We start from the raw sequence: 25,108 nt of genomic DNA, 5'->3' as shown, positions 1-25,108 counted from the left end.
GGCTTTAAAACCGAGCTTACAAAAGCGATTACGCCGCAGCACCATAATAGTGCTGGGCCAAGTTGTCGCAGTAGCGCTGCAAATTAGGGTAACCACGCGCGATGGTATTAAAGCGGTTATCGACATCAGCCAAAATAAACTGCGCGAGCATCCCGAATACAGTGGCGTCGAGCTCACAGACTTGCTCGCCCATTATATAACGCTTATTGCCTAAGAGGGTCGATAAGCTTGCAAGTGAACGATTAAAAATATGTTCAATTTCTGCCGCGCTGTGCCTACCCATACCCTGCTTATAAAGCGCTGAACGCGTTGCCCTGCGCACCGCAAATGGCACAAGCGAGCTGAGTGGAAAGGGCAAATCGCCAAAAAACACTTGCCGTGTCTTCGGCCAATTGTCATCACAGATCCAGCGGGAATACAGCAAGCACCAATAGAGGTTTTCGTCTAGTGATTTGCCAATGAAGTAGGCTTGTGCGCGCTGCTCAGCACTAAGCCAGTCATTCAGTGTCACTTCGGGCTTTTGATTTAAGTAGTCGAAGATAAAACTCGAATCCCCAACTTTTGCATCACCGTCTTCAATAAAGGGCAACTTACCTTTGGGCGATTTGCGCAGATACGCCACTGATGATGTCAGCTTATAGGGCAATTGCGCCATTCTTAAAAAGGCGTCTACCTTAAGCACAAAAGGGCTCGCATCGACTAGGCCAAACGCCTGCTTAAATCCATATAATGTAATCACCGCGATTGTCCTCGCTAAAACACGATGGCGTATTGCGCCTTACGGCCCGTTTAGCATAATTCGTGTTGCCAACTGAATTTCGCGCAAAAATCCGGTTAACGCGAATATCAAAAATACCATGGCAAACACAAATAGCGCCGCAACAACCAAGCTGCTATTCCACTCCATTACCGCGCTAATAAATAACATTGCAATGACCACACAAACCAACAAAGCACTGGTGGTACTAAAGCCAATAGAGCGATGTACCACACGGGCGCGCCGTGTCAGCATGGCCAATTCTTCCTTCACCGCCACACCGCGCTCAGCGCTAAGTGACTCTAAGCGATGATGCAAAGAACGGCTGCGATCAATAATCCGCGCCAAACGATTAGTGAGTACATTGAGTATACCGCCGATACCCGCGAGTAAAAAAACCGGGGCAACCGATTGTTGAATCGCATGGGCGATGGTGACAACTTCAATTTCTACTGCCATGAAGGACCTTAATTACACGCTTAAAGAAATTCACACATTCACAAAAACTTGCTCGCCTTCGCACTCTACTTTAAAGGTATTGAGGGCTTTCGGGGCTTTACCCAGGGCGATTAACTTATGCGTCCAGCCGGGCATAGGCACGCCGATAAAGGCATTTGTCCAGTCGATATTGTCGCCGGTCAATAAATTAAAGCTGGAGCCATGAAACGGACAGGTTACCGCGCCATCGCAAATTTTACCTTTGCCCAGTGGCAAGCCAAGGTGTGGACAGCGATTTTCGACCGCACAGATCTGACCATTCACTTTGGTCAACAATACTTTGGCGCCACCTAGGGTTTTGTTTAAAAAGGCACCCTCTTCGATTTCATCAAGATTTGCTGCAAAAATTCGTTCCATTTCTGTGCTCCTTAGAATCAATCAAACAGTATGTTCAACCCCAGTGCCGCCTTATATAGCCAGCAAACGGGCCCCAGGCGGAGTTAATCGCCATTACAGCAAGGGTAAGGCAGTATTACTCACTGGCGACTTCATAACAAAACTGGAGTGTACGCCGGTGACACCATCAATTCGAGTAATCTTATTTAATAGCAAGGCCTGAAAGCCATCCATATCGGCCACAATGACTTTGAGCAGGTAATCGGCCGCTTGGCCGGTGATTAAATGGCACTCTAAAACCTCGGCACACGCGGCCACATGGCGCTCAAAATTTTCAAACCGTTCAGGGGTGTGCCTATCCATGCTGATGTGAATAAACGCCATGAGATTCAGACCGAGCGCACGCGCATTGAGCAGTGCTCGATAGCCAGCCAGCACGCCGCTCTCTTCTAGCCTACGCACCCGTCGCAAACAGGGCGATGGCGACAAGCCAATGCGATCTGCTAGCTCTTGATTACTGAGTCGGCCATCGGCCTGTAGGGCTTCTAAAATCCGCTTATCATACGCATCTAACTTCACAATAAATTCACCACATCCGTATTTATAAGCATAATATGCCAATAAAAATAAAAACTCAGCAATTATTAAAACATTAAACGTCTTTTTAACACTAAGTTCGCAATCCCCTGCTGCGCCGCTATCTCTATACTGGGAACCGTGGAGTTACCCCTTCACAGTCATCGCCAGCCAGCTTGCAACACCCCGCAAACTGAACACGCGACCAAGCTCTTACACCACAAGAGTGAATGAAAACGCCCGGCCTCGCCGGGCTTCAATACCAAAACATTCGCAGCCAAATCTTCGCACTCGCTTACTCAAAGGAATAGAGATCCATCATGGCCGACTTTAACCACCGCAAATACCGCGCGACACCGGCAATTGTCATGACTGACCGCCAGTGGCCCAACAACACCATCAGCCAAGCGCCCCAGTGGTGTTCTGTGGACCTTCGTGACGGTAACCAGGCCTTGGTTGAGCCCATGACGGTACAGCAAAAATTGCGGATGTGGGATTTGCTGGTCAAGCTCGGCTTCACCCAAATTGAAGTGGGCTTTCCCGCTGCCTCTCAGCCCGATTTTGACTTTGTTCGCGCCCTAATCGACGGTGATCGCATTCCGGACAATGTCACGGTTCAAGTGCTAACCCAGGCAAGGGAAGAATTAATCGCCCGCAGCTACGAGGCTCTCAAAGGTGCAAAGCAAGCCATTATCCACGTTTACAATTCCACCAGCCCGGTGCAGCGCGAGCGCGTATTTGGCTTAGAACGCGACGGGATAACGGCGATTGCCGTACAAGGCGCGCGCTGGGTAAAAGAATATGCGGCGCGCAATCCAGAAACAAAGTGGTCGTTTCAATATTCGCCAGAAAGCTTCAGCAGCACCGAAGTCGATTTTGCGGTTGAAATCAGTGACGCTGTTATTGCCGAATGGCGAGACACCGGCGCGCCGATCATTATCAATCTGCCCGCCACTGTCGAGTGCGCCAGCCCCAACGTATTTGCCGACCAAGTGGAATGGTTTTGCCGCCACACGCAGTATCGCAAAGACATTACCGTGTCGGTTCACACCCACAATGATCGCGGCTGTGGCGTTGCTGCCGGCGAGCTTGCGGTCATGGCCGGTGCCGACCGAGTTGAAGGCACCCTACTGGGTAATGGCGAGCGCACCGGCAATATGGATATTGTCACCATGGCCATGAACCTTTACAGCCAAGGCGTAGACCCAAAACTGAACTTAGCCGACATGGACGAGATCATTGCCGTTGTTGAGCACTGTACAACGATTCCCCTGCACCCTCGCCACCCCTATGCCGGTGAGCTGGTATTTACTGCGTTTTCAGGTAGCCATCAAGATGCCATTCGCAAGTGCCTAGGCAAGCAGAGCGAGAACGAACACTGGCAAGTCGCGTATTTACCAATAGACCCCGCTGACCTTGGGCGCAGCTACGAAGCCGTGATTCGCATTAACAGTCAATCAGGTAAAGGCGGCGTGAGCTGGGTACTGGAAAACGACTATGGATTACAACTGCCACGTTGGCTGCAAATCGACGCCAGTCGTGCGGTACAGGCTAAGGCCGAGGAAATTGCCGGTGAAGTTAGCGCCAAGCAAATATGGGAACTGTTTGACGAACATTATCTGCAAACAGCACGTGACACCGAATTAAGTCATTTCGCCATAAGCCAAAACAATGCCGAAAATCACGGCCAAGATCAATTGAGCCTGAGTTTTCAATACCAAGGCCAAGAAATCGCACTGCAAGGTTACGGCGACGGCGCCATCAGCGCGCTGGTCAACGCCTGGCAGCAGGAATTTGGCGACAAAGTAGAAGTGCTCGACTACCGCGAACACGCACTGGACACCGGCACCGCCTCTCAGGCAGTAGCCTATGTGCATCTGTCGATTAATAATCAGCGCTACATTGGCGTTGCCATGCACCGCGATGTGGTTACCGCGTCATTGCAGGCAGTGCTAAGTGCAGCGAGTCAGGCAGTGGAGCAAGCAAAAGCCGCTTAAAAGCGGGTCGGATGTCCGGCGTCTGACGTCGGACGAAAGTCAACAAATTGAAGGATGATGAAAGTGAATTGCCTTTTTAGCGTCAGACTTCCGACGCCAGACGTCCGACTCACAAACTCAATGCGCCGTCTGATACAGCATCGTAATCAAATCCGCTTCTGACGCAGAAATACCGCAGCGCTGAGCAAGTTCTTGGGCGCTAAGGCCTTTATCCGCAAGGCCAATGGCCTGCTGGTAAAAGCGCACATCCTTTTTGTCAGCATCTTGGCGCTGCTGACGAGAACCGATCATTTCCAGGTATTCCTCTAGCGCGGTAACGCGCTCACCCAATAGGCTCATAGCTGAGTTCTGAAACTCAATTTTTTTCTCAAGCTGGGCAATTTTATCATCGGCCGTCGGCGCTTGCGGGCCGTCTTGGACGCTTGGCCGCCGAGCTTTCAGTGCGAATAACAATAAGCCCACACCGACGACACTCAGCAGCAAACCAAGCAGCGACGCCTCGCCCAAACTATTAAACCAATTACCAATTAAGGCGGAAAACTGATGATTCGTGTCCATAATATTTACTCCGCAAGGCTAGCTTGCCGTCCAATCGGTAAGCCGACTTTTTAAGCGCACTATCGCTTGGCTATGAATCTGGCATACCCGTGACTCGCTAACGTCCATGACCTCACCGACTTCTTTGAGGTTTAAACCGCTGTCGTAATACAGTGCCATGACCAACTTTTCTCGCTCGGGCAGGCTATTAATATGGGTCGCTAGCGCCTGTTGAAAATCATCTTCCAGCACATTTTCTAGCGGGGCGTAGCGATCGTCACCGCCGCCGATGTCGGCTGGCTCCTGCTCGCCCTCACCCACTTGCTCCAAACTGAATAGGCGTACGGAGCTGGTATCGCGTAATAGCTCATGGTATTCATTGAGGGAAACCCCCATTTCTGCAGCAATATCTACGCTGCCCGCTTCGCGCCCTAGACGAGCCTCGGTACGGCGCACCGCCTCGGTCATCTCGCGCAACTGGCGAGTTACCGAGCGCGGCGCCCAGCCGCTCTGGCGCATTTGGTCAATCATGGCACCGCGAATACGAATACTGGCGTAGGTTTCAAAACTCGCGCCTTTATCAGCCTGATAGTGGCTACCCGCCTCAAGTAAACCGATCATGCCAGCCTGAATTAAATCGTCTACCTCGACACTGGCGGGCAGGCGACTAACCAAATGATAGGCAATCCGCTTTACCAAAGGCGCATGTCGGCTGACGAGTTCTTCCCGACTGCCATTTTGAACATCGAGGTAAGCGGCGTGACCGTTCACATTGGCACTCCCGCAGTAGCGTCTGCAACACTCTCGGCATCAAACATACGGTCGACAAAAAATTCAATATTGCCACTCGGTCCAGCTGGCCCGTCCCACTTATCAACGGTCTCGGCTAACTTGCGAAAAGCGAGCGAAGATTCCGCACCAGGATACAAGTCACTCACGGCCTGTTGCCGTGAATCGGCCTTAATTAAATAGGGGTCGCGAGGGATAAACCCGGCAAACTCTAGACTAACGTCCAAAAAACGCCGCGCCACTTCGTTAAGGCGTTCAAAGCCATCGCGGGCCTGATCGTGGCTGTCCACCATATTGCGCAATACTTTAAAACGCCGAATACCCGCGTCACGATTCATGACTTTAATTAGCGCGTAGGCGTCGGCCATGGACGTTAGCTCATCAGTGACGACCACCATGACATATTGGCTGGCGCGACAAAAAGTCACTACGCTATCGGAAATGCCAGCGGCGGTATCGACGATCAACACGTCGTAGTCGTCCTTCAATTCACTGAGTGAGCGGACAATGGCGGCGTGTTGATCTGTGCCTAAATCTGCCATTTTCTTGACTCCCGACGCGGCCGGAATAATCGTAATACCCACCGGCCCTGGAAGGAGAATATCTTGAATCACGCACTTGCCATCCAGGACATGGGACAAATTCCATTTCGGCCGCAAACCCAGCATGATGTCGACGTTAGCCAAACCTAGATCAGCGTCCATCAGCAGTACACGGCGGCCACGACGCGCTAATTGACAGGCCAGATTAACCGAAACATTGGTTTTCCCCACCCCACCCTTACCACTGCTTACCGCTATTACTTTTACTGCGCTCATCTAATTATCATTCCCCCGTAAACAACATCGCAGCTTATTTTAGGCCCACACCGGCAAAAATACTCTACGCATAAGTCCGCACTAAACCTGAATCCCTAAGCATTTCCATCTGGCGGTTTTACACCCGTAAACTCAAACCACCCCCCGCAACCCTTGGCGCGACATTAACGCTGTGCGGAGCAGCCTCTGCAAACGCAGGCTGTTGTTCAATTTCTGGCCCGCGCTTTAGCTCAAAAGCTCGCGCCATACGCACCGCCATGTTCACCAGTTTAGCGCCATCTGCCGCAGACAAGTTTTGTGGAACTTTGGGGCCATTGGCACACCACGCCACCGGCAGGCGATGTTGGATCAAATTAGAAATCACGCCACCCAAGCGCATCGCCTCGTCGATGCGTGTCACAATTGCGCCCAGTGGCGCCAATGGCGCATAGGCATCAATTATCTCGCTTTGCACATAGGCCTCCGCGTCGGCGGGCACGGTGACAAACACCTGCACATCTTGCATAGCCGCCGTCAATTGCTGCAATTCATTTATACCTCGGCTGTCGCGAAAGGACATGCCGGCGGTATCGATCAAAACCAGTTTTTTCTTGCGCAGAATGCGATAGGTCTTTACCGCTTCCTCTAGATCAACCGCCGTGTGCACTGGAATTTGCAAAATACGACCATAGGCTCGAAGTTGCTCCTGAGCACCCACTCTAGCGACATCCGTCGTCAATATCGCAATGCCGTCACGACCGTGAGTTAACACGTACTGGGCGGCGATTTTAGCTATGGTGGTGGTTTTACCTGCGCCTTGCGGGCCGACAAGGCACACCGCACCGGCCCTAGGTGGCGCCATAGTTGGGAGCTGTTTGATTAACAACATTTTGAGAATTTCACGCTGTAGCGCATCGCTCTCGTCCCCCGGTATCTCTGCGCACAGGCGGCGCCCTAAGCTGGGGTCTAAATCCAAACTGGCCAAATAAGTGTTCAACTCACGCTGCTCTGGCGCCTTATAACTGGCTTGCTGCCAATTGTGGCCTTTGAGCTGATCCATAAGCATGGATTTCATCGACGACAGTTCTTGTTTAAGGGTAAGTAATTCATCTTTTTGCGACCACGCCAGCTGTGGACTTTGACTCGCTGCCGGGGCAGCGGTCTCACGCTGTACATGTTGCGCTGCACTTGCGCCAAGATTTTGGCGTTCAGCCATGGGCAGCTCTGACGTCGCTGCCGCCTTCTTTTGACGATCAACTAAGGCGTCAAGCGCCGTGCGCTCGCGGCGTGGCGCTGGGGCCTGTGCCGGTGCAAACTGCTGGGTAATTTGTCTGGCCATCTGCTGCGCGGCGGTTTCAGTTAGCGCATTTTGCGACGGCGCCGCCATAGAATCGCTGCTGTCATCAAGGCTTACAACCACCTCAACCCCGCCATCTATAGTATGAAAATCCAGAATAACCGCATCTGGGCCGTGGGCAGCTCGCACTAAGCGCATGGCTTGCTGGCTGTCGGCAGCACGATATTTCTTTACTTGCATACTCATTCTCCTACAACCCGCGCTTTACGCTAATCGCGCCTGTTGTCCAATGGTAGATAACAAACGCACCTGCTTGCTATCTGGTACCTCGTTATACGACAACACCGATAGGCCAGGAACACTGCGCCGGGTAAAGCGCGACAACCAAGCTCTTATCGACGGTGACACCAGCACTACCGCAGGCTGGCCTGATAACTCCTGACGATGACTGAAATCGGCCAATTCATTTTGTAATCGTTCCGCAATGCCGGGCTCCAAACCAACCGCCCCGGAACTGCCTCTGAGCATATCTTGCAACAACTGTTCCAGATCAGCATCTAACGCAGAAACCGGCAATTCATCATCTAAGCCGTTGATTTCTTGAACAATCATTCGCCCCAAAGCCACTCGAACACCTTCCAATAATTCGTCAGGATTCTTGCTGCGCGGCGCCTGCTCCGCCAAACTTTCGGCGATCATTCGAATACTGCGTATCGAAACCCCTTCTTTAAGCAAGTTCTGCAGAACCCTAACTACAATACTGAGCGGCAATTGTTTGGGCACTACATTCTCTACCAAACGCGGATCAGTTTTGGCTAATCTATCTAAAAGCTGCTGAACTTCCTCATGCCCTAATAACTCATGTGCGTGCTGTTTAATCACTTGGCTGAGGTGAGTAGCGATGACCGTACAGGGATCAACCACTGTATAACCCATGGTTTGCGCCTGATCTCGCTGGCTAGAGTCAATCCAAATTGCCTCCATACCAAAGGCCGGGTCTTTCGTGGTCGCACCCCGTAAGCCGGGCTGGGCGCCGCCTGGATTAATCGCCAAATCTTTGCCAACCTGAATATCGCCCTGGGCAATGGTGTCGCCCAATAATTGAATACGGTAACTTCCTGGTGACAGTTCCAAATTATCGCGGATATGGACCGGCTGAATTAGAAAGCCCAAATCCTTAGAGAGCTTCTTGCGTACCCCAGTAATGCGACCGATTAGCTCCCCGCCTTGATTACGGTCTACCAAGGGGATTAGGCGATAGCCCACTTCTAAGCTCACCACGTCCATGTGCGTCACTTCATCCCAGCTCAATTCACTGGGTTCGCGGGGCGCCGTTGCTAAGTCTTCACTCGACGCCTCTTCGGCAACAAATTCCTGGGCATTTTTTTTCTTATTCTGTAGCCACCAGCCGCTGCCACCACAAGCCGCAGCGAGCATTAAAAACACCAAATTGGGCATGCCGGGAATAACGCCAATTAAACCCATTAGGGTCGCCGACAAATACAAGACATTGGGATTGGCAAACATCTGGCTAGCCATCTGCTCGCCCATATTCTGGGGACGCGAAATACGAGTAACAATAATTGCCACCGCGGTCGACAGCAGCAAGGACGGTAGCTGCGCCACCAAACCGTCACCAATCGTCAGCAAGGTATAATTGTGCATGGCCTGATCAAAGCTCAGGCCATGCTGGCTCATGCCCACACCCAGGCCACCAATAACATTAATGAACAGAATCATAATGCCAGCAACAGCGTCGCCGCGCACAAACTTGCTGGCACCGTCCATAGAGCCGTAGAAATCTGCTTCAGTGCGCACTTCTTCACGGCGTCGACTGGCCTCTTCCTGATTTAACAGCCCCGCATTTAAATCGGAGTCGATTGCCATTTGCTTACCCGGCATCGCGTCTAGGGTAAATCTGGCGGTGACTTCCGACACACGGCCCGCGCCCTTGGTGACCACCACAAAATTAATAACAACCAAGATAATGAACACAACAATACCGACAACATAATTGCCGCCAATAACAAATTCACCAAAGGACTCAATCACTTTACCCGCCGCGCCGGGACCAGTGTGCCCTTCGAGCAATACCACCCGGGTTGAGGCGACATTCAGTGACAAACGCAATAAGGTCGCAAGCAGCAATACCGTAGGGAAAACTGAGAAATCGATAGGCCGCTCAACGTATATAACGGCCAGTATAATGATCAGCGACAGGGCAATATTGAAGGTAAACAATAAATCGAGCAGAAACGGAGGCATCGGAATAACCAGCATTCCCAGGCACGCAATAAGCATGACCAGCACGCCAACGCCACTACCGGCAACTTTCTCCAGCCAGCCATTGCTTGCAATAGTTTGTGTTACTGCTGCCATACCCACTCTCTTTTAAGATAGATTTTTCAGCGCGCACAAGCGCCAAAATTTCGTCGTTATTCAGAGTGTTTGCAACAACAAGGCCAACTTACGATATAGGAGGAAAAGCGTTACTAAGCAGTATATTCAAGCAACAGCGTGAAAGCCGCGCCCACACAGCCACAACGAAACACGTCACCCTGCAAAAGCTGGGGCCCAGCCAAGTAACAGAGTGAAGGTCACGCCCATTGCGACGAATTCTCGCCTAGGCAGCCACAACGAAACCGGTCACCCCTGCGAAGGCAGGGATCCATGTGAGCAGGGGCAGACCTGTCACTTACGCATTAATGCTAGCGAACGCAGATGTAAGTTCAAAAGCAGTATTGCGCCAGATCCTGCTTAGCGTCACCCATCAAACAGCTCGGGCATAGATGCTGACCGTTAGCCTTTACAGGTAATTAAACAAGGACAAGCCCTGAACCTTACTAAAAGCTTGCTGGGCGGCCTGCAATGCCGCTTGCTGCTGGCTGAAGCGTGAAATAGCTTCGGCATAGTCCAAGTCATTCACTAAGCTTAGATTCTCGGCGATTTGCAGGCTGGCGCCAGCATTAATATCGGTTTGCCGCTCGAGTGACTGCAGGCGCGAGCCGATGCCGGTTTGCTTGTTAATCAAGTGATCCATCGCCTGATCGATATTGCTAATCGCAGTATTAATTTCACTGTTTTGCAAGGCGCGGCCACTATTGCTATTGCGCGGTGTTTCTAGGGAAACTGCCAGCGCCTCGACCATGGAAAACAAATCTTGGCGCTGGGCGGGCGCGATGATGAATTCGTCACCGGCAGCCGCAGGTCCTTTAATTTTAACCGACATCCCGCCTACGCTAATATCGCCACCATCTTGGTAGGCCGCACTGCTGACCAGGGCGCCGCCAGCATTAAGCACCTCGTATTGACTTGAGCTGGTAAAACGAACGGTAAAGGTTTCGCGATTAAACTGCCCCAGGTCGGTGACGCTACCAGCGTCAATCACTGCGCTCCCTGTATTGGCAGGATTACTTCCGGTTTGAAATTTGCCATTGCCATTAAGGATATTCATAAACACTTCTGAGCCGGGGTCGCCATCTGGCAGACTGCGCGCGGGGCCAACTTGCAATTGACGCTGGCCATCGTCGCCGTTATACACATAACCTCCCGCCGTTTTGGAAAAGGGTGAACTACCCTCTTGGTAGCCGGCGAAGATAAAATGACCGCTGCTGTCTTTAGTGTTGGCATAGCTGAGTAAATTATCGAGCTGTTGACGCAGTTCAAAGGCAATAGACTGGCGCGACTCATTGCTCTGAGTGGCGTTATTGGCTTGCACCGACAACTCCCGCACCCGCTGCAAAACGTCGACGCTATTGCTCACAATACTCTCTTCTAAACGCAGCCGACTGTCGAGTAGGTTACCATTACGCTCGTATTGTTCGGTTTTTTCTTTGGCGCGGGTCAGCTCAAGACTGCGCACGCTACCAACGGGGTCGTCTGAGGGCGTGAGAATTTTTTGGCCGGTGGCAACTTGCAACTGGGTTTTAGACAGTTTGGCCTGCTGGCTCAACATGCTATTAACCCCATTGGCGTAAAGCTGACTGGTGGAAATTCTCATACGTCTACTCTCTGTGTCATATCCGCTGTACTGCGTCTGGCCGCATTTAGTAAGGCATTAGCACCTTATTAACGAAACGCACTCATCAGGTTCTGAAATAAATCATTGGCAATGCTGGTGGCCTGAGCTGCGGCTTGATAGGCCTGCTGAAATTTAAGGAGGTTGGCGGCCTCTTCGTCTAAATTCACCCCAGACACACTCTCGTAGCGCGCACGGGTTTGGCTTAGCAAGTTTTCTTGGGATTGCTTATTAATCTGCGCACTACGCGTAGCCACTGCGATATCGCCAACCAAGCCATTAACCGCATCTTGCACACTTACCGTGCCGCCATTAAGGAGTTTAAGGTTTTCAGCACCCGCCAGTTTTAGAATATTGCGGTTGTCACCCACGGCATTGGTATTGGCACCGATAAAAAATTGGTCGCCCGCAACGGGGCTGCCGTTAAGCACAAATTGATTGCCATTAATATTCAACTCAGCGCCCGGCGTATAACTAAAGCTACCGCTGCCATTGATTTGATACGTGGTGGCCGTCAAAAATTCAATATCAACATTATCCAATAAATTGGGATTGCCACTGTCAACGACATTGGTCTGGCTAATACTGCCTGAACCAATATTATTGCTGCTGCTTAAACTGCGGGTGGCAGCCGCCGCCGCGATGGCAGCAGGGTCTGTTAGCGCCAGTTTTAATCCGGCAGCAGCGCCCTCAGTTGGCCGCAATACAAATTGGTCACCGGCCGCCGCGGGGCCATTTAAACTAAATTGCACGCCATTGTATTCAAATGGGTCGGCGACACTGCCAGTGCCCGTTACGCCGCTAAGCTGCGCGCCATTGGCCTCATCAAAAAACGACCAGTTTGTGCCGTTAAAACGCATTAATACATTGTTGCCAGTCACCTGCGACAAATCGGAGATTTGCGCCGTCATTTGCGTGGCGCTGGTATTGTTTAGGCTGCGATGTACGACCGGATCCGGCACCGAGAACAGATCGCCGCCCTGATTACCCCGTAAATCAATACCGGCGCGGTTTTGCTCGTTCATGGAGCTGGCTACTGCCAAGCTAATACGACCCAGTTCATTGCGAGTTTCATTCAGCAGGCCGTCACGGAAGTTCAAACTGCCTCCCAAGCTGCCGCCACTGAGACTGCTGCTAATCACCGCCTGACCACCGCCCATGTCCATGGCGACTTCAATTCGGCCGGGTTCAAAGACATTCGACACCGCATTCATTTTTATGGTGCGCTCACCTAGTACCAGTGCTTCGCCATTGCCAACAAACACACTTACCGTGCCGTCGTTTTGCTCAACCGATTTAATGCCAATTAATTCATTGAGTGACAACAGCGCCTGATCCCGCTGGTCTAACAAATCATTTGGGGTAGTGCCGAACTTGCCTCTGGATTCGCTGATGAGCAAATTAATATCGGCAATTTGAGTGGCCAAATCATTGATATCGCTTACCGAGGTACTAATACGCACATTCACTTCGCGACCAAGACTGTCGAGCTGGGCCGACAAATCGGCGAAGCGGTCGCCGAGGCCCTGGGCCTCGGCCAACATCAGTTGCCGAGACGAGATCGAGGATGGGTCGTCGGCCACACCTTGAATACTGTTGTAGTAGCGCGACAAGGACGCGCCCAATCCCAAATTGGGATCGGCCAAGGCGTTATCTAATTGCGAGGCCAGCTGATAGCTATTATTCACCGCCGAGAACGCCGCCTGCGCACTGCGTAACTGGCCTGCGGTGAAATTATCGTATACCCGGCTTACCGAGGACACTTTTACCCCAGAACCAATCGTGGTGTTGCCCAGCTGCTGGGGTACCCGCGTGGCAAAATCGACCCGCTGACGGCTATAACCCTCAGTGTCGGCATTGGCAATATTGTGACTGGTGGTGGCCAGCGCGCGCTGATACGACACCAGTGCCGACAGGGCATTACCTAGCATGTCACCCATGTGTTACCCCTTAATTCATTTACAGTTTATCGGCAGACAAACTAAAATCTTGAATACTGCTGTTGTGGCTTTGCTTGCTAAGCTGTTGCAGCTTGCTGCGCAAGGCTGCGCCCTCGCCACTCATACCCGCCGCGCCACTATCTGCGCTCGTAGCGTTAGTAGCGGCAGTCGGCCCCCGTAACTGCGCCGAAATTGAGTCGGCCATGCCAATCCCGCCCTGCTCAGCAAGGGTGACCGACAACTGGCTGTCGAGCATTTCTTCATACATTTTAGTGCTTTCATCAGAGAACAAGCCGCCCTCGGGCACACCAGCGCGCATGCTCTTTAACATCATTTGCAAAAACAGCGCTTCAAATTGCTTGGCAACAGGGGCAATCGCCTCTTCGGCATTTTCGTTGGCGTCTTTACGCAAGGAGGCCAAACCTGAAAAGTCGTGGTAATTGCTACTGGCTTTAACGTCCACTGCCGCGCTTCCTTTAGATCACTAACAGCTCGGCGCGCAAGGCACCGGCTTGGTCTAGGGCTTCAAGAATGGCCACCAAGTCACTGGGCGCCGCACCCACTTTATTAATGGCTTTAACAATTTCTTCTAGGGTCACCCCAGCATCCAGTAAAAACATCCGCGATCCGGTTTCCTGCACGTCGATACTCGACTCTTGCGCCGCTACGGTTTGACCGCCACTAAAGGCGCCGGGCTGGCTAATATCAACCCGCTCGGTAATCGACACGGTTAACGATCCGTGAGTAACAGCTGCAGGCATAACCCGCACATTGCCGCCAATAACAATGGTGCCCGTGCGGGAGTTAACCACCACCCTCGCAATCGCCTCCGCGGGCGTAATTTCCAAAGTCTCCAACATCGAAATAAAGGTAACACTGCGGTCGGCATTGCTTGGGCCGAGTACTTTAACGGTGGCGGAATCCATGGCACTGGCGGTGCCGGCGCCAAATTTAGCGTTAATCTCTTCGACCAAGCGGTGAGCAGTGGTGAAATCAGCTTTCTTTAAATTCAGCATAATCTCACCGTTAGATGACATCGCACTCGGCGCCGCGCGCTCTATAATTGCACCGTTCGGTATGCGGCCTGCACTGGGAATATTCACCGTGACTCTAGAGCCATCGCTGCCCGACACACCTAAACCGCCAACCAGTAAACTGCCTTGTGCCACTGCGTACACTTGGCCGTCTGCGCCCATCATCGGCGCCATCAACAAGCTACCACCGCGCAGACTGGCGGAGTTACCAATGGATGAAACGGTAACATCCAAAGTTTGGCCCGGTTTGGCAAATGCCGGCAAGCTGGCGTGCACGGTAACCGCCGCCACGTTCTTAAGCTGGGGATTAACATTATCGGGAATACGCACGCCAAAACCGGTGAGCATATTGCGAATGCTTTGAATGGTGAATTGCGCCTGACTGGTTTGGTCACCCGTGCCACTCAGGCCAACCACCAAGCCATAGCCTACTAATTGGTTTTCGCGCACGCCAGCGACATTAACAAGGTCCTTTACACGCTCAGCTTGGGCCAGCGGTGCGATAGCGCACAGCGCAATACTGCAAACAGCGGCGATTTTGCGCAAGTATGAAACTGATATAAACACTGACATTGCAGCCGTCCTCAAAAGGGTGACAACACAGACTGAAATAAACGTCCCAGCCAACCCATGGAATTGGCGTCGGCCAACGCACCTTTGCCGCTATAGGTAATGCGCGCATCGGCGACCTTGTAAGACGGTATGGCATTGTCTGCGCCGATGTCTTCGGGACGGATAATGCCTTTTATGCGAATAAACTCTTCACCTTGATTGATGGTGACCCACTTCTCGCCCCGCACCCGCAAACTGCCGTTGCGCAGTACTTCTGACACGGTGACGGTAATACTGCCGGTTAAGCTATTGCTCTGAGTACTACTGCCCTTGCCTGAAAAGTCCTGATCCGACGACACCCCGGTGGTTAATATCGGCACGCCATCACTCGTTACGCCACGACCAAACAAGGTCACGGTTGGCACTGAGATATTGCTCTCTTTGCCGGTGGCAGTGCTGGATGACTTACTGGCGTCGGTTTTCTCTTCTAAGGTGACGGTAATAATATCGCCAACCTGGCGCGCGCGACGGTCGACAAATAACGTCATGCCGTAACCTGAGCGGTAAATAGAACCCAAATTTTGGTCATCGTCTGGCGCCACCGAGGGCGCTGCCGATTCGTAATCAGCAGAGGTGTCTTTGGCAGGCGCCGATGAACACGCCGACAGCAATGCCACCATCAATACCGCAATGGCAGTACCCAAACGATGACGACCTTGTGTCTGTTGAATATTCATAAGCACTATCCTGCTCTAAATCGTGAATTAAAGATTATTATTCACGTACTGCATCATTTGATCGCTGGTGGCGATGGCCTTGGAGTTCATCTCGTAGGCGCGCTGGGTTTCGATCATATTCACCAGTTCTTCCACTACGTTGACGTTTGAACCTTCAAGGGCGCCTTGCTGAATACTGCCCAGACCACTCAAGCCTGGTGTACCGGTTTGTGGTGAGCCGCTAGAGGCAGATTCCATATACAAGTTTTCGCCGCGCGCTTGTAAACCCGACGGGTTCACAAAGTCAGCGAGCTGAAAACTACCCACCTGCACTGGCGCCGCGCCACCGGCCAATACCGCACTCACCACCCCGTCGGAGCCAATGGTAATACTCAAAGTGCCCTGGGGTACGGTCATACCCGGATCAACCACGTTACCGGTATTGGTCACAATCTGACCTTGATCGTCGAGCTGAAAAGAACCGTCGCGGGTGTAGGCAATACTGCCGTCAGGCATTTGTACTTGGAAAAACCCCTTACCTTCAATGGCAACATCCAATGAGTTATTGGTCTGATTCAACGTGCCCTGCTGGTGAATTTTTTCGGTAGACACCACCCGCACCCCAGTACCAATATGCATACCGCTTGGTGAGCGAGTTTGCTGAGAAGTCTGGCCGCCCACTTGACGCATATTTTGGTAGAGCAAGTCTTCAAAAGACGCTCGATCCCGCTTAAATCCGGTAGTATTGGCGTTCGCCAAGTTGTTACTGGTTACTTGCATCCGGGTTTGTTGGGCATCGAGACCCGTTTTAGCGACCCATAATGATGAATTCATAAATAACCCCTTGTTTATTCCATACGCATTAAGCGGCTGCCGGTTTCAGCAACCGTTTCTGCGGTGCTCATGGCCTTGACCTGCATTTCAAATTGCCGCGCCAGTGAAATCATATTCACCATGGCGTCGACGCTATTCACGTTTGATGCTTCTAAATTGCCCGAACTGATGCGGATATCTGCCGAGGTTGGCGCGCTGCCACCATCGCGCATGCGCATCAAACCGTCCTCGCCTTTCTGCAACTGATTTGGCGCTGCATCGACGAGGCGAATTCGGTCTACCGTCGACAGCGATTCCGAGCCTTGACCCAACGGTACAATCGATACCGTGCCGTCTTCGCCAATCATCAAGCTTTCATGTTCGGGAATCGCCACCGGACCGCCGTCACCCATAACAGGTTGACCTGCGCCGTTCAGTAGCATGCCGTCGCTGGTAATATGAAAATCACCACGGCGGCTATAGGCTTCGCTGCCGTCGGGGGCCGTAACCACAAACCAGCCCTTGTCGCCGCGAATAGCAACATCCAGCTGACGGCCAGTAGCCATAATGGAGCCCACTGAAAAGTCTGAGGTTTCGCCCTGATACACCGAATTAAAGCGGGTGGCCATACCCGGGCCGTCAACCTGCTGAGACAGAACATTCTGAAAATCGCCACGAAAACCCGCCGTGCTCACGTTCGCCAAATTATTGGCGTTAGTGGTTTGGGCCAGCTGCGTATTCTTTGCCGCTGTCATGCCGATATACAGTAATCTGTCCATATAAACTCCCGATTAATGGCGGCCAAGGCCGCCCTCAATTAACGGATATTAATGATCGCTTGGGTTACCGCATCGGCGGTAGAGATCATCTGGGTGTTGGCTTGGAAGTTACGCTGCGCAGTAATCATCTCAACCAATTGCTCGGTCAAATCTACGTTCGAGCTCTCTAGGGCGCCGGATTGCAGCAAACCAAAGTTGGAGGTGCCCGCTTCGCCAACCCGTGGGCTGCCCGAGGAAAACGTCTCTGCCCAAGAGGTGTCGCCCTGCTGCTGTAAGCCATTGGGGTTGGTGAAACTGGCCATGGCAATTTTACCTAGCTGGGTAGACTGACCGTTGGTGTAACGGGCCGATACAACGCCGGTAGAAGCCACTTCAATACCGGTTAAGCGACCAGTGGTGAAACCGTCTTGCTGAAGATTGTTAACGCCAAACTCTTGGCCGTACTGGGTACTGGCATTAAAGTTAAACGACAAGTTCATGTCGGCCGAGCCCGTGCCGGGATCGTAAGCTGGGTAAGTCACCAAGCCATTGGCGGGCACCTGTAAAACGCCAGCATTACTAAATGTTAGGGTATTAGCGCCGCCCACCGGATTATTGTCGACATAGAGTTGCTGGTTCCACGAATTAGCCGCCGCATCGCGCACAAAATACAGGGTCGCGGTGTGCTGTGTACCCAGTGAGTCATACACGGTCATGGATGTTGCGTGGTTGTAGCTACCGGGCAGGGTCGGGTCAAAGGGCGTAACCGAAGGCACTGGCGCGTTAGCGGGCAGGTTTACGCCAATGTCACCGCGAGCGGTTTGCTTAGGTGCATTTTCATTCACCTCTAATTGCAGGTCGCTTAGAGAACCCGTTGAGAAACCACCGTTGCCTGTAGGTGGAAACACCTGCAAGCGCTCAAGATTATTGTTCACCACGAAACCGTCGCGATCAACGCTAAAGGCGCCCGCGCGGGTGTAGGTCACCCCGCCGGAACCCTTCATGGTAAAGAAGCCTTCGCCACTCACCGCAAGGTCTAAGTTATTGTCGGTAAAGTCGACATTACCCTGGGAGAACTGCTGGGTAATGGTGGCCAAACGCGCACCGGCGCCAGGCGTAGTTTTGGTCACGTCATTATTGGCCGTGGCGTACACGTCGGCAAAGGCCGCTCGCGAACCCTTAAAGCCGGTTGTATTAACGTTAGCAATATTGTGCGCGGTCACATCCAAATGCGATTGCGCTGCGTTTAAACCACTGAGTGCGATACGAAAGCTCATTTTGTAACTCCTGCTAAGGATGTAGTGTTGTCATTGTCTGAATAGCGCAATCGCAACTCAGCTAATCTCTTTTATTTGTGACAGGCTGACCGTACCCAGTCCTTGGATTTGCACCTGGGGACTGCCACCGCCTGCGGGCACACTGACGCTAATGACCGCACTGCGCATTTCGGTGGTCAGTGCTTCAACTTTGTTGCCGTTTAAATAATTGGCCCGAATTTGGTAATTTCCCGGCGGCATACGCTCGCCATTTAAGCCAATGCCGTTCCATTCAAAGCGGCTGGTACCGGCCGCTTGCGGGCCCATTGGCACCTTGCCAATAACCTCGCCACTGGGCGCCAAAATTTCGATATCTAAAGCCGTGGTGCTGGTAGGTAATTCAACTTGACCACGCACACTGCCGCCGCTGGGTAACGCGGCAACGCCCGACTCAACCAATACGTCTTTACCAATCAATGACGAAGAATCGAGGAGCTGAGCGGAATAGAGCGAGCCGGTCAGTGCGCTGAGATTTTCGTTCATTTCACTGATGCCACTCACCGAGGTCAGCTGGGCCATTTGGCTAATAAATTCGGTATTGTCGGTGGGTTTAAAGGGGTCCTGACTTTTTAACTGCTGCAGCATTAATTTCATAAAATCGTTCTGGTCCAAGGACGACGCATCTTTCTTGGCCTTACTTGTGGCGTTCTGCATTTGCAGCTGTTCTAGGGTACGCACTTCCATTACTCAGACTCCTACTGCTGGCCAAGCTGCAAGGTGCGCAGCATCAGGGTTTTAGTGGTAGAAAAAACTTCGGCGTTATTTTGAAAAGAGCGCGACGCCGACATCATATTGGCCATCTCTTCCATGGTATTAACGTTGGAGGCGTACACATAACCATCGACGTCTGCCTGTGGATGACCTGGCTCATAACGTTTCATTACTGGCGCACTACTTTCAACGACGCCAGTCACGGCCACCCCCGCCACTTCCCGCTGTTGATCTAGCACTGTGGCAAATACCGTTTGCCGTGAACGATAGGCATCAGCCTCGCTGCCCGCCACTGAATCGGCATTGGCCATATTGCTGGCCACGGTATTGAGGCGCATCATTTGCGCATTCATTGCTGACGCGGCAATATCAAGTGGATTAGCCATGGTTTATCGGCCTCCCTGAAGTATGGATTTAAGCCCGCTAAGACGGTTGCCCAGAAACTGTAAGGTGGCCTGATAGCGCATGGCGTTATCAGCAAATTCGGCTTGTTCAATATGGGTCTCGACGGTATTACCATCGAGCGACGGCTGATAAGGCTGGCGATACTTCAACGACGCTGCCAACGCATCGGCACTGCCATCAGCGCGATGCTGGTGAGCTGCATTAGTCACCTTAAGCGACAGCATTGGCTGATCCCCAGCAGCGGCGGAATTCGATAAGGCCGTGCGAAAATCAATATCTTGAGCCTTGTAGCCAGGAGTATCGGCATTGGCAATATTCGCGGCCAAGACTTCATTGCGTTTATTCCGCAATAACAGGGCTTGTTCGTGAATGCCTAAGGCTTTGTCAAAATTAATCGCCATTTTCTTACCATTTCGCTAAAGTTATGCGGCGTGTTGCCGTTAATCGGTTAACGCCATAATTTTTGCTGTGTACCGTGTTTGCAATGGATCAAGGCAAAGGCCGTGCCATATAATTTAGCCTTTATTTTTCAATAGCTTAAAAACCCTCCCCCGCACAATCGCCAAAATAACGGCAAAGCTTTGCCGCTAATCGGCAAAAATCCGGCACGGGCTATTCGCCTTTATCTTGGCATTGCGCCCTACTACATTTTAGAAATTTACGCTGGCAGACTGGCACAAGCATTGCAGTCATTACGCTACCGACAAATCTTTGACGTGAGTGATGGCTATGCGCGGATCGACAGCCTTAAGCAAAATTCTGCTACTGAGCACGGCACTGTGCCTGTTCAGCGGCACCAGCACTGCCGCGTCTGCCGAAAGCCACAGCCGCATTGCGGCCACCGCCAAAGCCTATATCGCCGCCCGCCACCCATGGCAGCAACTCAGTACGACGATTACTGTTCAAAAACTCGACCCCCGCACGAAGCTCAGCAGCTGCCCGGGTAAGCTCGAGGCTTTTTTATCTAACGGCGCCAAAATAAAACGCCGAACAACTGTTGGCGTTCGTTGTGCCGCAGGCGCCAAACCCTGGAAGATTTATCTGCCCGTCACGGTAGAGGCCTATGCCAAGGTGATGGTGGCGCGCCACCCCATTGCCCCGGGCAGCATTATTAGCGCTGGCGATGTAAGCTGGGGGAAGCGCGACATCACCAGTCTCGGCTATGGCTATTTGCAGTCTTTAGGCGATAACGGCGGTTATCAAAGCCGCCAAAGTATTGCCCAGGGCGCAGTGCTCACGCCCAATATGGTCACCGCCAGCAGTATTATTAGTAAGGGCCAGCGCGTTCAGCTTAATAGCAATGATGGCCCCGTTAGCGTGAGCATGATGGGCATCGCCCTGCAAAATGGCGCCTTGGGCAAGCGAATTCTGGTTAAAAACCTTAATTCCGGCAAACAGCTAGAGGGGGTCGTCGCGTCCGAAAACAGTGTTGTGCTCAATTGAGCGCCGGCGCGACCAGCATGAGATAAGCCCCTATGCTCAGCACAGTAAAATTCGTGCTAAAGTTTTAGTTAATAGTGTCGATATATCAGGCGAAAGCTATTTAAAGAGGATTTAACAATGGTTGACCGTATCGATGGCTCATCGCTGAGTCAGGCGCGCAAGCTAGACAGCGGCCGTACCGGTGCCAGCAAATCAGACAGCACGGTCACGAGCCCAGCTGCTGCCGACACGACAAAAACAGCGCAGGTAGAAACCCCGCTATTGGAGCGCACCCGTGCCCAGGTAAATAGTAGCGATGGCATTGACCGGCAAAAGGTTGAAGCAATCAAAACCGCTATTCGCAATGGCGAGTTTACTATCGACGCCAATAAAGTGGCGGCTGCACTGGTTAATATGGAAGCCCTAAGCGGCAGCTAAATATGAGCGATGAACTAAGTGAAGTACTGCACACGATCCACATCCAAGCTCAACGCTTAGAAGCGCTGCTGGGCGAAGAGGCGCTGATTTTAAAATCAGCGAGGGATGCTGATCAATTGGAGGCGGTGGTTCAACAGAAAATGGACTTGGTTCAGCATCTCGAGCTCCTCGAAATACGCCGTCGCCAATTGACCAGCGCGACGAATAAGGACGACGACGCTCTGTGGCAGGCAAGCCTCACTATTCTCAGTCGCTGCCAAGCCCTGAATGCTCAAGCGGGCGCCGACATTAGCACCCAGGCGCGCTACGGCAAACGCGCATTAGAAATTCTTGGTGCAAGTAATAATGACACACCGATTTACAGCGCCGGTGGCGAAACCCTAGGCCCGCTAGGTGGTCAGCAGTTGGGCAAAGCTTAAGCTACCCTCTACCCCCCCTCCACCGTCTATTACTGCGCAGCCGCTGGTAACGTCATTTCCATATAGAGGTGGTGATCTAAAACACCGTTATAGCTTTTATTGCGTTTGACGACCTTAAAGCCCAGCTGCTGATACAAGCGCAAGGCGCCAATATTTAATTCTGCTACATCTAAACTCAAGATTGAATAGCCAAGTTCCTGGGCGCGAGCTGCCATAAAATTGATGAGCTGCGCCGCAATACCCTTGCCTCGCCACTCGGGGGCAACCGCAATATGACAGAGGTAATAGCAGCCTTTGCGCGGTGGCTTCACTAGGCGCAACTCAAAGAACAAGCCTTTTACAATTCCCCGCCAACCGTACTGAGTGAAAATGGCCTTGGCATTGCCCATAAACGTCGCGTCGTGGCTGGTTTTGTCAAAACCACCTATGGTGGCAATAAGCTGGCCATCTTGCTCGCAAACAAAATGATGGCGGTGGCTAAACATGGTCCCCGATTCAGCAAACTCAAGCGCTAAAAAGTCACGTATATCGGGCCCGTGAGCGGAATTAAAAATATACTCAAAGGCCACCGGCCCCGACAAAAACACTAAGCCTGCGGCAAGCCGACTGTCTTCACTTTGTGCGGGTCTAATCACCGTCGATTCCCTCTATAAATACACAATACTGTACCCCATTCGTTTTTTTATACCATACTTCAACTGTGTACAGCGGTATGTATGCATAGGCATTGAAAAGTTCTATGCTAAAAACCGGCGAGCCACCAACAATGTAATAGCTGATGAGTGTAGCGATGACCCAAAGCCAGACCACACAACTTGTTATCTTCGGCGGTACCGGCGACCTTGCCCTGCGCAAGCTGCAACCCGCTCTTTACAAATTGCAGCGCGAAGGCTTTTTAGAAAATGTGTGCGCCATCATTGCCCTAGGCCGCGCCCACAGCAGCGATGAAGATTATCGACAGATTGTTAAAACCAAAATGCAGGAGTTTTTACCTGCGCATTTTTGGGACGAACAACACTGGCAGGCCTTTGCACAAAAGCTCCACTTTGTCAGTTTAGACGTCAATTCACTCAAGGATTACCACCGCCTCAGCGATGCTGTGCATCATCACAGTTCAGCCACAACCGTCTTTTATCTGGCCACCCACTCCACGCTGTACACCAGTATTTGCCGAAACTTAAACAGTATTGGCGTCGTCAATGCCCAGTCGCGGGTAGTCCTTGAGAAACCCCTTGGCCATGACTTAGCTAGTTGCACCGAGATAAACCACGAAGTGTTACAGGTGTTCCCCGAAAAAAACATCTTTCGCATTGACCACTACCTCGGCAAAGAAACCGTTCAGAATTTATTGGTATTACGTTTTGGCAACGCCCTGTTCGGCCCGCTGTGGAATAGTCAGTATATTGATAATATTCAGATCACCGTGGCCGAAGATATTGGCGTCGAAGGTCGCGGTGACTTCTACGCCAAAACCGGCGCCCTGCGCGACATGGTGCAGAACCACCTTTTACAGCTGTTGTGCTTGGTCGCAATGGAGCCCCCCGCCAACCTCCGCGCCGATACCATTCGCGACGAAAAGGTAAAGGTCCTGCAGGCCCTACGGCCAATTACCGCCACCAATGTCAAAGCCAAAACGGTGCGCGGCCAATATATTGCTGGCGCCGTCAAATCGGCAGCCGTTGCCGCATTTCTTGACGAAACCGGCTTTGAAGACAGCGAAAACACCGAAACCTTTGTCGCCCTGCAAGCCGATGTACACAATTGGCGCTGGGAGGGCACACCCTTTTACTTGCGCACCGGAAAACGCCTGAGCAGACGCTTTTCAGAAATTATTGTTGAGCTAAAAAAACACCCCTTCAGTCTATTTGAAGGCGACCCCAATGATCTACCCAACAAACTGGTGATTCGGCTGCAGCCCGAGGAAAACATTACCCTGTATAAGGTCAATAAAAAACCCGGCCTGAGTAGGCAGCTAAAATTAGAGCAAGTCGAATTAAATCTTGATGCCGATTTACACGACGAATTACAGGCCCATGAAGCCTACGAGCGACTATTATTAGATGTACTGGAAGGTGACCAAACCCTATTTATGCGCCGCGACGAAGTCGAGGCCTGCTGGGCGTGGGTAGACGGCATTATCAGTGCCTGGCAGGAAGCGGGCATTAAGCCCAAAACCTATGCGGCCGGCTCCATGGGGCCAAACGCCGCCCTGGCCCTGCCAGAAAAAACCGGGAGAAGCTGGCATGAATAACAAACCAACGCTTATATTATTACCCAACCGCGACGAGTTAAACGCGGTATTGAGCGAGGATATTGCCAAATATTTAAATACCGCACTAAATAAATACCGCGCGGCAAGTCTGGCGGTGTCTGGCGGGGCAACCCCCGCCGATATGCTGACCCTCCTCGGCAAGAAGAAACTGGACTGGCCCAGCATTCAAACCCTGCTGGTTGATGATCGCTGGGTGGCGGCAGATCATCAGGACAGCAATCAAGCCATGCTCAATAAAACCCTATTCAGTGGCCTTGCCGCCAACAGCCGCTACCTGCCCTTAAAAAATGACGCCAGCAATGTCAATGATGGCCAACACGCCTGCGAAGAACAGTTGGCGGAGTTAACTTGGCCGCTGAGTGTTGTTCATCTGGGCATGGGGAATGACGGCCACACCGCGTCGTGGTTTCACGACGCGCCGGAATACCCCATGCTAATGGCAGCTCACGAACAGCACTGCACTGCCGTGCACCCTAGCGCTGCGCCCTACTCACGCATATCACTCACCCCCACCGCAGTGTTAAATAGCGAGCGAATTGTGATCCAGGTATTCGGCAAAGCCAAGCGCGATGTACTGGAGCGCGCGCTGGCCAAAGACGCCGACTATCCAATTTCGCTGGTACTGCACCAACAGCGCGTAGCCGTCGATATTTATTGGGCGCCTTAGTTAGCCGCCTATAGAAGAGGTCTTGTGTTTAGCATTTAAGGAA

General features: G+C 52.1%; 27 protein-coding genes. 6 read left to right on the top strand and 21 right to left on the bottom strand.

Annotated features, from left to right (window positions below; translation table 11 throughout):
• Positions 1-28 precede the first annotated feature (28 nt).
• From HNQ57_RS18160 to HNQ57_RS06355, 4 genes are all read right to left on the bottom strand, one after another.
• Positions 29-739, bottom strand: coding sequence for a glutathione S-transferase family protein (locus HNQ57_RS18160; protein ID WP_184461759.1), 711 nt, complete (start codon positions 737-739; stop codon positions 29-31).
• A 39-nt stretch (positions 740-778) separates the two neighbouring features.
• Positions 779-1,216, bottom strand: a complete 438-nt coding sequence (locus tag HNQ57_RS06365) for a DUF2721 domain-containing protein (RefSeq protein WP_184461758.1) — start codon at positions 1,214-1,216, stop codon at positions 779-781.
• A gap of 30 nt (positions 1,217-1,246) precedes the next feature.
• A complete protein-coding gene (locus HNQ57_RS06360) occupies positions 1,247-1,612 on the bottom strand; it encodes a Rieske (2Fe-2S) protein (protein WP_184461757.1) in 366 nt (121 codons plus the stop codon).
• Between the two features lie 93 nt (positions 1,613-1,705).
• Complete coding sequence (locus HNQ57_RS06355) at positions 1,706-2,170, bottom strand: Lrp/AsnC family transcriptional regulator (protein ID WP_184461756.1); 465 nt, start codon at positions 2,168-2,170, stop codon at positions 1,706-1,708.
• Between the two features lie 317 nt (positions 2,171-2,487).
• On the opposite strand from HNQ57_RS06355, the gene leuA reads away from it, so the two are divergent.
• Entirely contained in the window at positions 2,488-4,164 is a 1,677-nt protein-coding gene (gene leuA / locus HNQ57_RS06350) for a 2-isopropylmalate synthase (protein ID WP_184461755.1), read from the top strand.
• A 117-nt stretch (positions 4,165-4,281) separates the two neighbouring features.
• Here leuA and HNQ57_RS06345 read toward each other — a convergent pair whose 3' ends face one another.
• The 16 genes from HNQ57_RS06345 to flgB form a co-directional block, all read right to left on the bottom strand.
• Complete coding sequence (locus tag HNQ57_RS06345) at positions 4,282-4,722, bottom strand: DUF2802 domain-containing protein (RefSeq protein WP_184461754.1); 441 nt, start codon at positions 4,720-4,722, stop codon at positions 4,282-4,284.
• An 18-nt stretch (positions 4,723-4,740) separates the two neighbouring features.
• On the bottom strand, positions 4,741-5,472 hold the full coding sequence (locus HNQ57_RS06340; RefSeq protein ID WP_184461753.1) for an RNA polymerase sigma factor FliA: 732 nt from the start codon (positions 5,470-5,472) through the stop codon (positions 4,741-4,743).
• Entirely contained in the window at positions 5,469-6,308 is an 840-nt protein-coding gene (locus HNQ57_RS06335; protein WP_184461752.1) for a MinD/ParA family protein, read from the bottom strand. Before HNQ57_RS06335 ends, HNQ57_RS06340 begins: the two co-directional genes overlap by 4 nt.
• Positions 6,309-6,426: 118 nt before the next feature.
• Positions 6,427-7,824: a flagellar biosynthesis GTPase FlhF gene (gene flhF / locus HNQ57_RS06330; protein ID WP_184461751.1), complete on the bottom strand. Its 1,398-nt coding sequence runs from the start codon at positions 7,822-7,824 to the stop codon at positions 6,427-6,429.
• A gap of 24 nt (positions 7,825-7,848) precedes the next feature.
• Complete coding sequence (gene flhA, locus HNQ57_RS06325) at positions 7,849-9,963, bottom strand: flagellar biosynthesis protein FlhA (RefSeq protein WP_184461750.1); 2,115 nt, start codon at positions 9,961-9,963, stop codon at positions 7,849-7,851.
• A gap of 427 nt (positions 9,964-10,390) precedes the next feature.
• Positions 10,391-11,584, bottom strand: coding sequence for a flagellar hook-associated protein FlgL (flgL, locus tag HNQ57_RS06320; protein WP_184461749.1), 1,194 nt, complete (start codon positions 11,582-11,584; stop codon positions 10,391-10,393).
• Between the two features lie 68 nt (positions 11,585-11,652).
• A complete protein-coding gene (flgK, locus tag HNQ57_RS06315) occupies positions 11,653-13,542 on the bottom strand; it encodes a flagellar hook-associated protein FlgK (protein ID WP_184461748.1) in 1,890 nt (629 codons plus the stop codon).
• Between the two features lie 19 nt (positions 13,543-13,561).
• Complete coding sequence (locus HNQ57_RS17835; RefSeq protein ID WP_184461747.1) at positions 13,562-14,005, bottom strand: rod-binding protein; 444 nt, start codon at positions 14,003-14,005, stop codon at positions 13,562-13,564.
• Between the two features lie 13 nt (positions 14,006-14,018).
• Positions 14,019-15,149 carry a flagellar basal body P-ring protein FlgI gene (locus HNQ57_RS06305; protein WP_184461746.1) on the bottom strand — a complete coding sequence of 377 codons (1,131 nt, stop codon included), beginning with the start codon at positions 15,147-15,149 and terminating at the stop codon, positions 14,019-14,021.
• A gap of 11 nt (positions 15,150-15,160) precedes the next feature.
• Entirely contained in the window at positions 15,161-15,865 is a 705-nt protein-coding gene (gene flgH, locus HNQ57_RS06300; protein WP_184461745.1) for a flagellar basal body L-ring protein FlgH, read from the bottom strand.
• A 27-nt stretch (positions 15,866-15,892) separates the two neighbouring features.
• Entirely contained in the window at positions 15,893-16,678 is a 786-nt protein-coding gene (gene flgG, locus HNQ57_RS06295; protein WP_008246907.1) for a flagellar basal-body rod protein FlgG, read from the bottom strand.
• Positions 16,679-16,692: 14 nt separating this feature from the next.
• Positions 16,693-17,436 (bottom strand): flagellar basal body rod protein FlgF, encoded by a 744-nt coding sequence (locus tag HNQ57_RS06290; protein ID WP_184461744.1) that lies wholly within the window; start codon positions 17,434-17,436, stop codon positions 16,693-16,695.
• Positions 17,437-17,474: 38 nt separating this feature from the next.
• Positions 17,475-18,692, bottom strand: coding sequence for a flagellar hook protein FlgE (gene flgE / locus HNQ57_RS06285; protein ID WP_184461743.1), 1,218 nt, complete (start codon positions 18,690-18,692; stop codon positions 17,475-17,477).
• A gap of 57 nt (positions 18,693-18,749) precedes the next feature.
• On the bottom strand, positions 18,750-19,415 hold the full coding sequence (locus tag HNQ57_RS06280; protein WP_184461742.1) for a flagellar hook assembly protein FlgD: 666 nt from the start codon (positions 19,413-19,415) through the stop codon (positions 18,750-18,752).
• An 11-nt stretch (positions 19,416-19,426) separates the two neighbouring features.
• The gene (gene flgC / locus HNQ57_RS06275) at positions 19,427-19,828 is read right to left on the bottom strand and encodes a flagellar basal body rod protein FlgC (RefSeq protein WP_184461741.1); all 402 of its coding nucleotides are present in this window, start codon (positions 19,826-19,828) and stop codon (positions 19,427-19,429) included.
• Between the two features lie 3 nt (positions 19,829-19,831).
• A complete protein-coding gene (flgB, locus tag HNQ57_RS06270) occupies positions 19,832-20,248 on the bottom strand; it encodes a flagellar basal body rod protein FlgB (RefSeq protein WP_184461740.1) in 417 nt (138 codons plus the stop codon).
• A 328-nt stretch (positions 20,249-20,576) separates the two neighbouring features.
• On the opposite strand from flgB, the gene flgA reads away from it, so the two are divergent.
• The 3 genes from flgA to HNQ57_RS06255 all read left to right on the top strand — a co-directional run bounded on the left by flgA (position 20,577) and on the right by HNQ57_RS06255 (position 22,126).
• Positions 20,577-21,290: a flagellar basal body P-ring formation chaperone FlgA gene (gene flgA / locus HNQ57_RS06265; protein ID WP_184461739.1), complete on the top strand. Its 714-nt coding sequence runs from the start codon at positions 20,577-20,579 to the stop codon at positions 21,288-21,290.
• Positions 21,291-21,407: 117 nt separating this feature from the next.
• Positions 21,408-21,707 (top strand): flagellar biosynthesis anti-sigma factor FlgM, encoded by a 300-nt coding sequence (gene flgM / locus HNQ57_RS06260; protein WP_184461738.1) that lies wholly within the window; start codon positions 21,408-21,410, stop codon positions 21,705-21,707.
• A gap of 2 nt (positions 21,708-21,709) precedes the next feature.
• Complete coding sequence (locus tag HNQ57_RS06255; RefSeq protein WP_184461737.1) at positions 21,710-22,126, top strand: flagella synthesis protein FlgN; 417 nt, start codon at positions 21,710-21,712, stop codon at positions 22,124-22,126.
• A gap of 29 nt (positions 22,127-22,155) precedes the next feature.
• Here HNQ57_RS06255 and HNQ57_RS06250 read toward each other — a convergent pair whose 3' ends face one another.
• Positions 22,156-22,761 carry a GNAT family N-acetyltransferase gene (locus tag HNQ57_RS06250; RefSeq protein WP_184461736.1) on the bottom strand — a complete coding sequence of 202 codons (606 nt, stop codon included), beginning with the start codon at positions 22,759-22,761 and terminating at the stop codon, positions 22,156-22,158.
• Between the two features lie 155 nt (positions 22,762-22,916).
• Here HNQ57_RS06250 and zwf point away from each other — a divergent pair, with 155 nt between their 5' ends.
• Positions 22,917-24,377, top strand: a complete 1,461-nt coding sequence (gene zwf, locus HNQ57_RS06245) for a glucose-6-phosphate dehydrogenase (protein WP_184461735.1) — start codon at positions 22,917-22,919, stop codon at positions 24,375-24,377.
• Entirely contained in the window at positions 24,370-25,065 is a 696-nt protein-coding gene (gene pgl / locus HNQ57_RS06240) for a 6-phosphogluconolactonase (protein WP_184461734.1), read from the top strand. The genes zwf and pgl overlap by 8 nt, the downstream gene beginning before the upstream one ends.
• The last annotated feature ends 43 nt before the right edge of the window (positions 25,066-25,108 follow it).

The organism is Zhongshania antarctica (assembly GCF_014202945.1).
GTDB lineage: Bacteria > Pseudomonadota > Gammaproteobacteria > Pseudomonadales > Spongiibacteraceae > Spongiibacter > Spongiibacter antarcticus.
The sequence above is the reverse complement of the archived record's forward strand: the minus strand, read 5'-3'. Positions and strand labels throughout refer to the sequence as shown.

Coding starts and splice junctions, on each gene's coding strand:
- HNQ57_RS06345 (WP_184461754.1), bottom strand. CDS start 4,722: ATGGACACGAATCATCAGTTTTCCGCCTTAATTGGTAATTGGTTTAAT.
- flgM (WP_184461738.1), top strand. CDS start 21,408: ATGGTTGACCGTATCGATGGCTCATCGCTGAGTCAGGCGCGCAAGCTA.
- flgC (WP_184461741.1), bottom strand. CDS start 19,828: ATGGCTAATCCACTTGATATTGCCGCGTCAGCAATGAATGCGCAAATG.
- zwf (WP_184461735.1), top strand. CDS start 22,917: ATGACCCAAAGCCAGACCACACAACTTGTTATCTTCGGCGGTACCGGC.
- HNQ57_RS06290 (WP_184461744.1), bottom strand. CDS start 17,436: ATGGACAGATTACTGTATATCGGCATGACAGCGGCAAAGAATACGCAG.
- flgG (WP_008246907.1), bottom strand. CDS start 16,678: ATGAATTCATCATTATGGGTCGCTAAAACGGGTCTCGATGCCCAACAA.
- HNQ57_RS06280 (WP_184461742.1), bottom strand. CDS start 19,415: ATGGAAGTGCGTACCCTAGAACAGCTGCAAATGCAGAACGCCACAAGT.
- HNQ57_RS06365 (WP_184461758.1), bottom strand. CDS start 1,216: ATGGCAGTAGAAATTGAAGTTGTCACCATCGCCCATGCGATTCAACAA.
- pgl (WP_184461734.1), top strand. CDS start 24,370: ATGAATAACAAACCAACGCTTATATTATTACCCAACCGCGACGAGTTA.
- flgB (WP_184461740.1), bottom strand. CDS start 20,248: ATGGCGATTAATTTTGACAAAGCCTTAGGCATTCACGAACAAGCCCTG.
- flgH (WP_184461745.1), bottom strand. CDS start 15,865: ATGAATATTCAACAGACACAAGGTCGTCATCGTTTGGGTACTGCCATT.
- HNQ57_RS06255 (WP_184461737.1), top strand. CDS start 21,710: ATGAGCGATGAACTAAGTGAAGTACTGCACACGATCCACATCCAAGCT.
- flhF (WP_184461751.1), bottom strand. CDS start 7,824: ATGCAAGTAAAGAAATATCGTGCTGCCGACAGCCAGCAAGCCATGCGC.
- HNQ57_RS06305 (WP_184461746.1), bottom strand. CDS start 15,149: ATGTCAGTGTTTATATCAGTTTCATACTTGCGCAAAATCGCCGCTGTT.
- HNQ57_RS06360 (WP_184461757.1), bottom strand. CDS start 1,612: ATGGAACGAATTTTTGCAGCAAATCTTGATGAAATCGAAGAGGGTGCC.
- flgA (WP_184461739.1), top strand. CDS start 20,577: ATGCGCGGATCGACAGCCTTAAGCAAAATTCTGCTACTGAGCACGGCA.
- HNQ57_RS06335 (WP_184461752.1), bottom strand. CDS start 6,308: ATGAGCGCAGTAAAAGTAATAGCGGTAAGCAGTGGTAAGGGTGGGGTG.
- flhA (WP_184461750.1), bottom strand. CDS start 9,963: ATGGCAGCAGTAACACAAACTATTGCAAGCAATGGCTGGCTGGAGAAA.
- flgK (WP_184461748.1), bottom strand. CDS start 13,542: ATGGGTGACATGCTAGGTAATGCCCTGTCGGCACTGGTGTCGTATCAG.
- flgL (WP_184461749.1), bottom strand. CDS start 11,584: ATGAGAATTTCCACCAGTCAGCTTTACGCCAATGGGGTTAATAGCATG.
- leuA (WP_184461755.1), top strand. CDS start 2,488: ATGGCCGACTTTAACCACCGCAAATACCGCGCGACACCGGCAATTGTC.
- flgE (WP_184461743.1), bottom strand. CDS start 18,692: ATGAGCTTTCGTATCGCACTCAGTGGTTTAAACGCAGCGCAATCGCAT.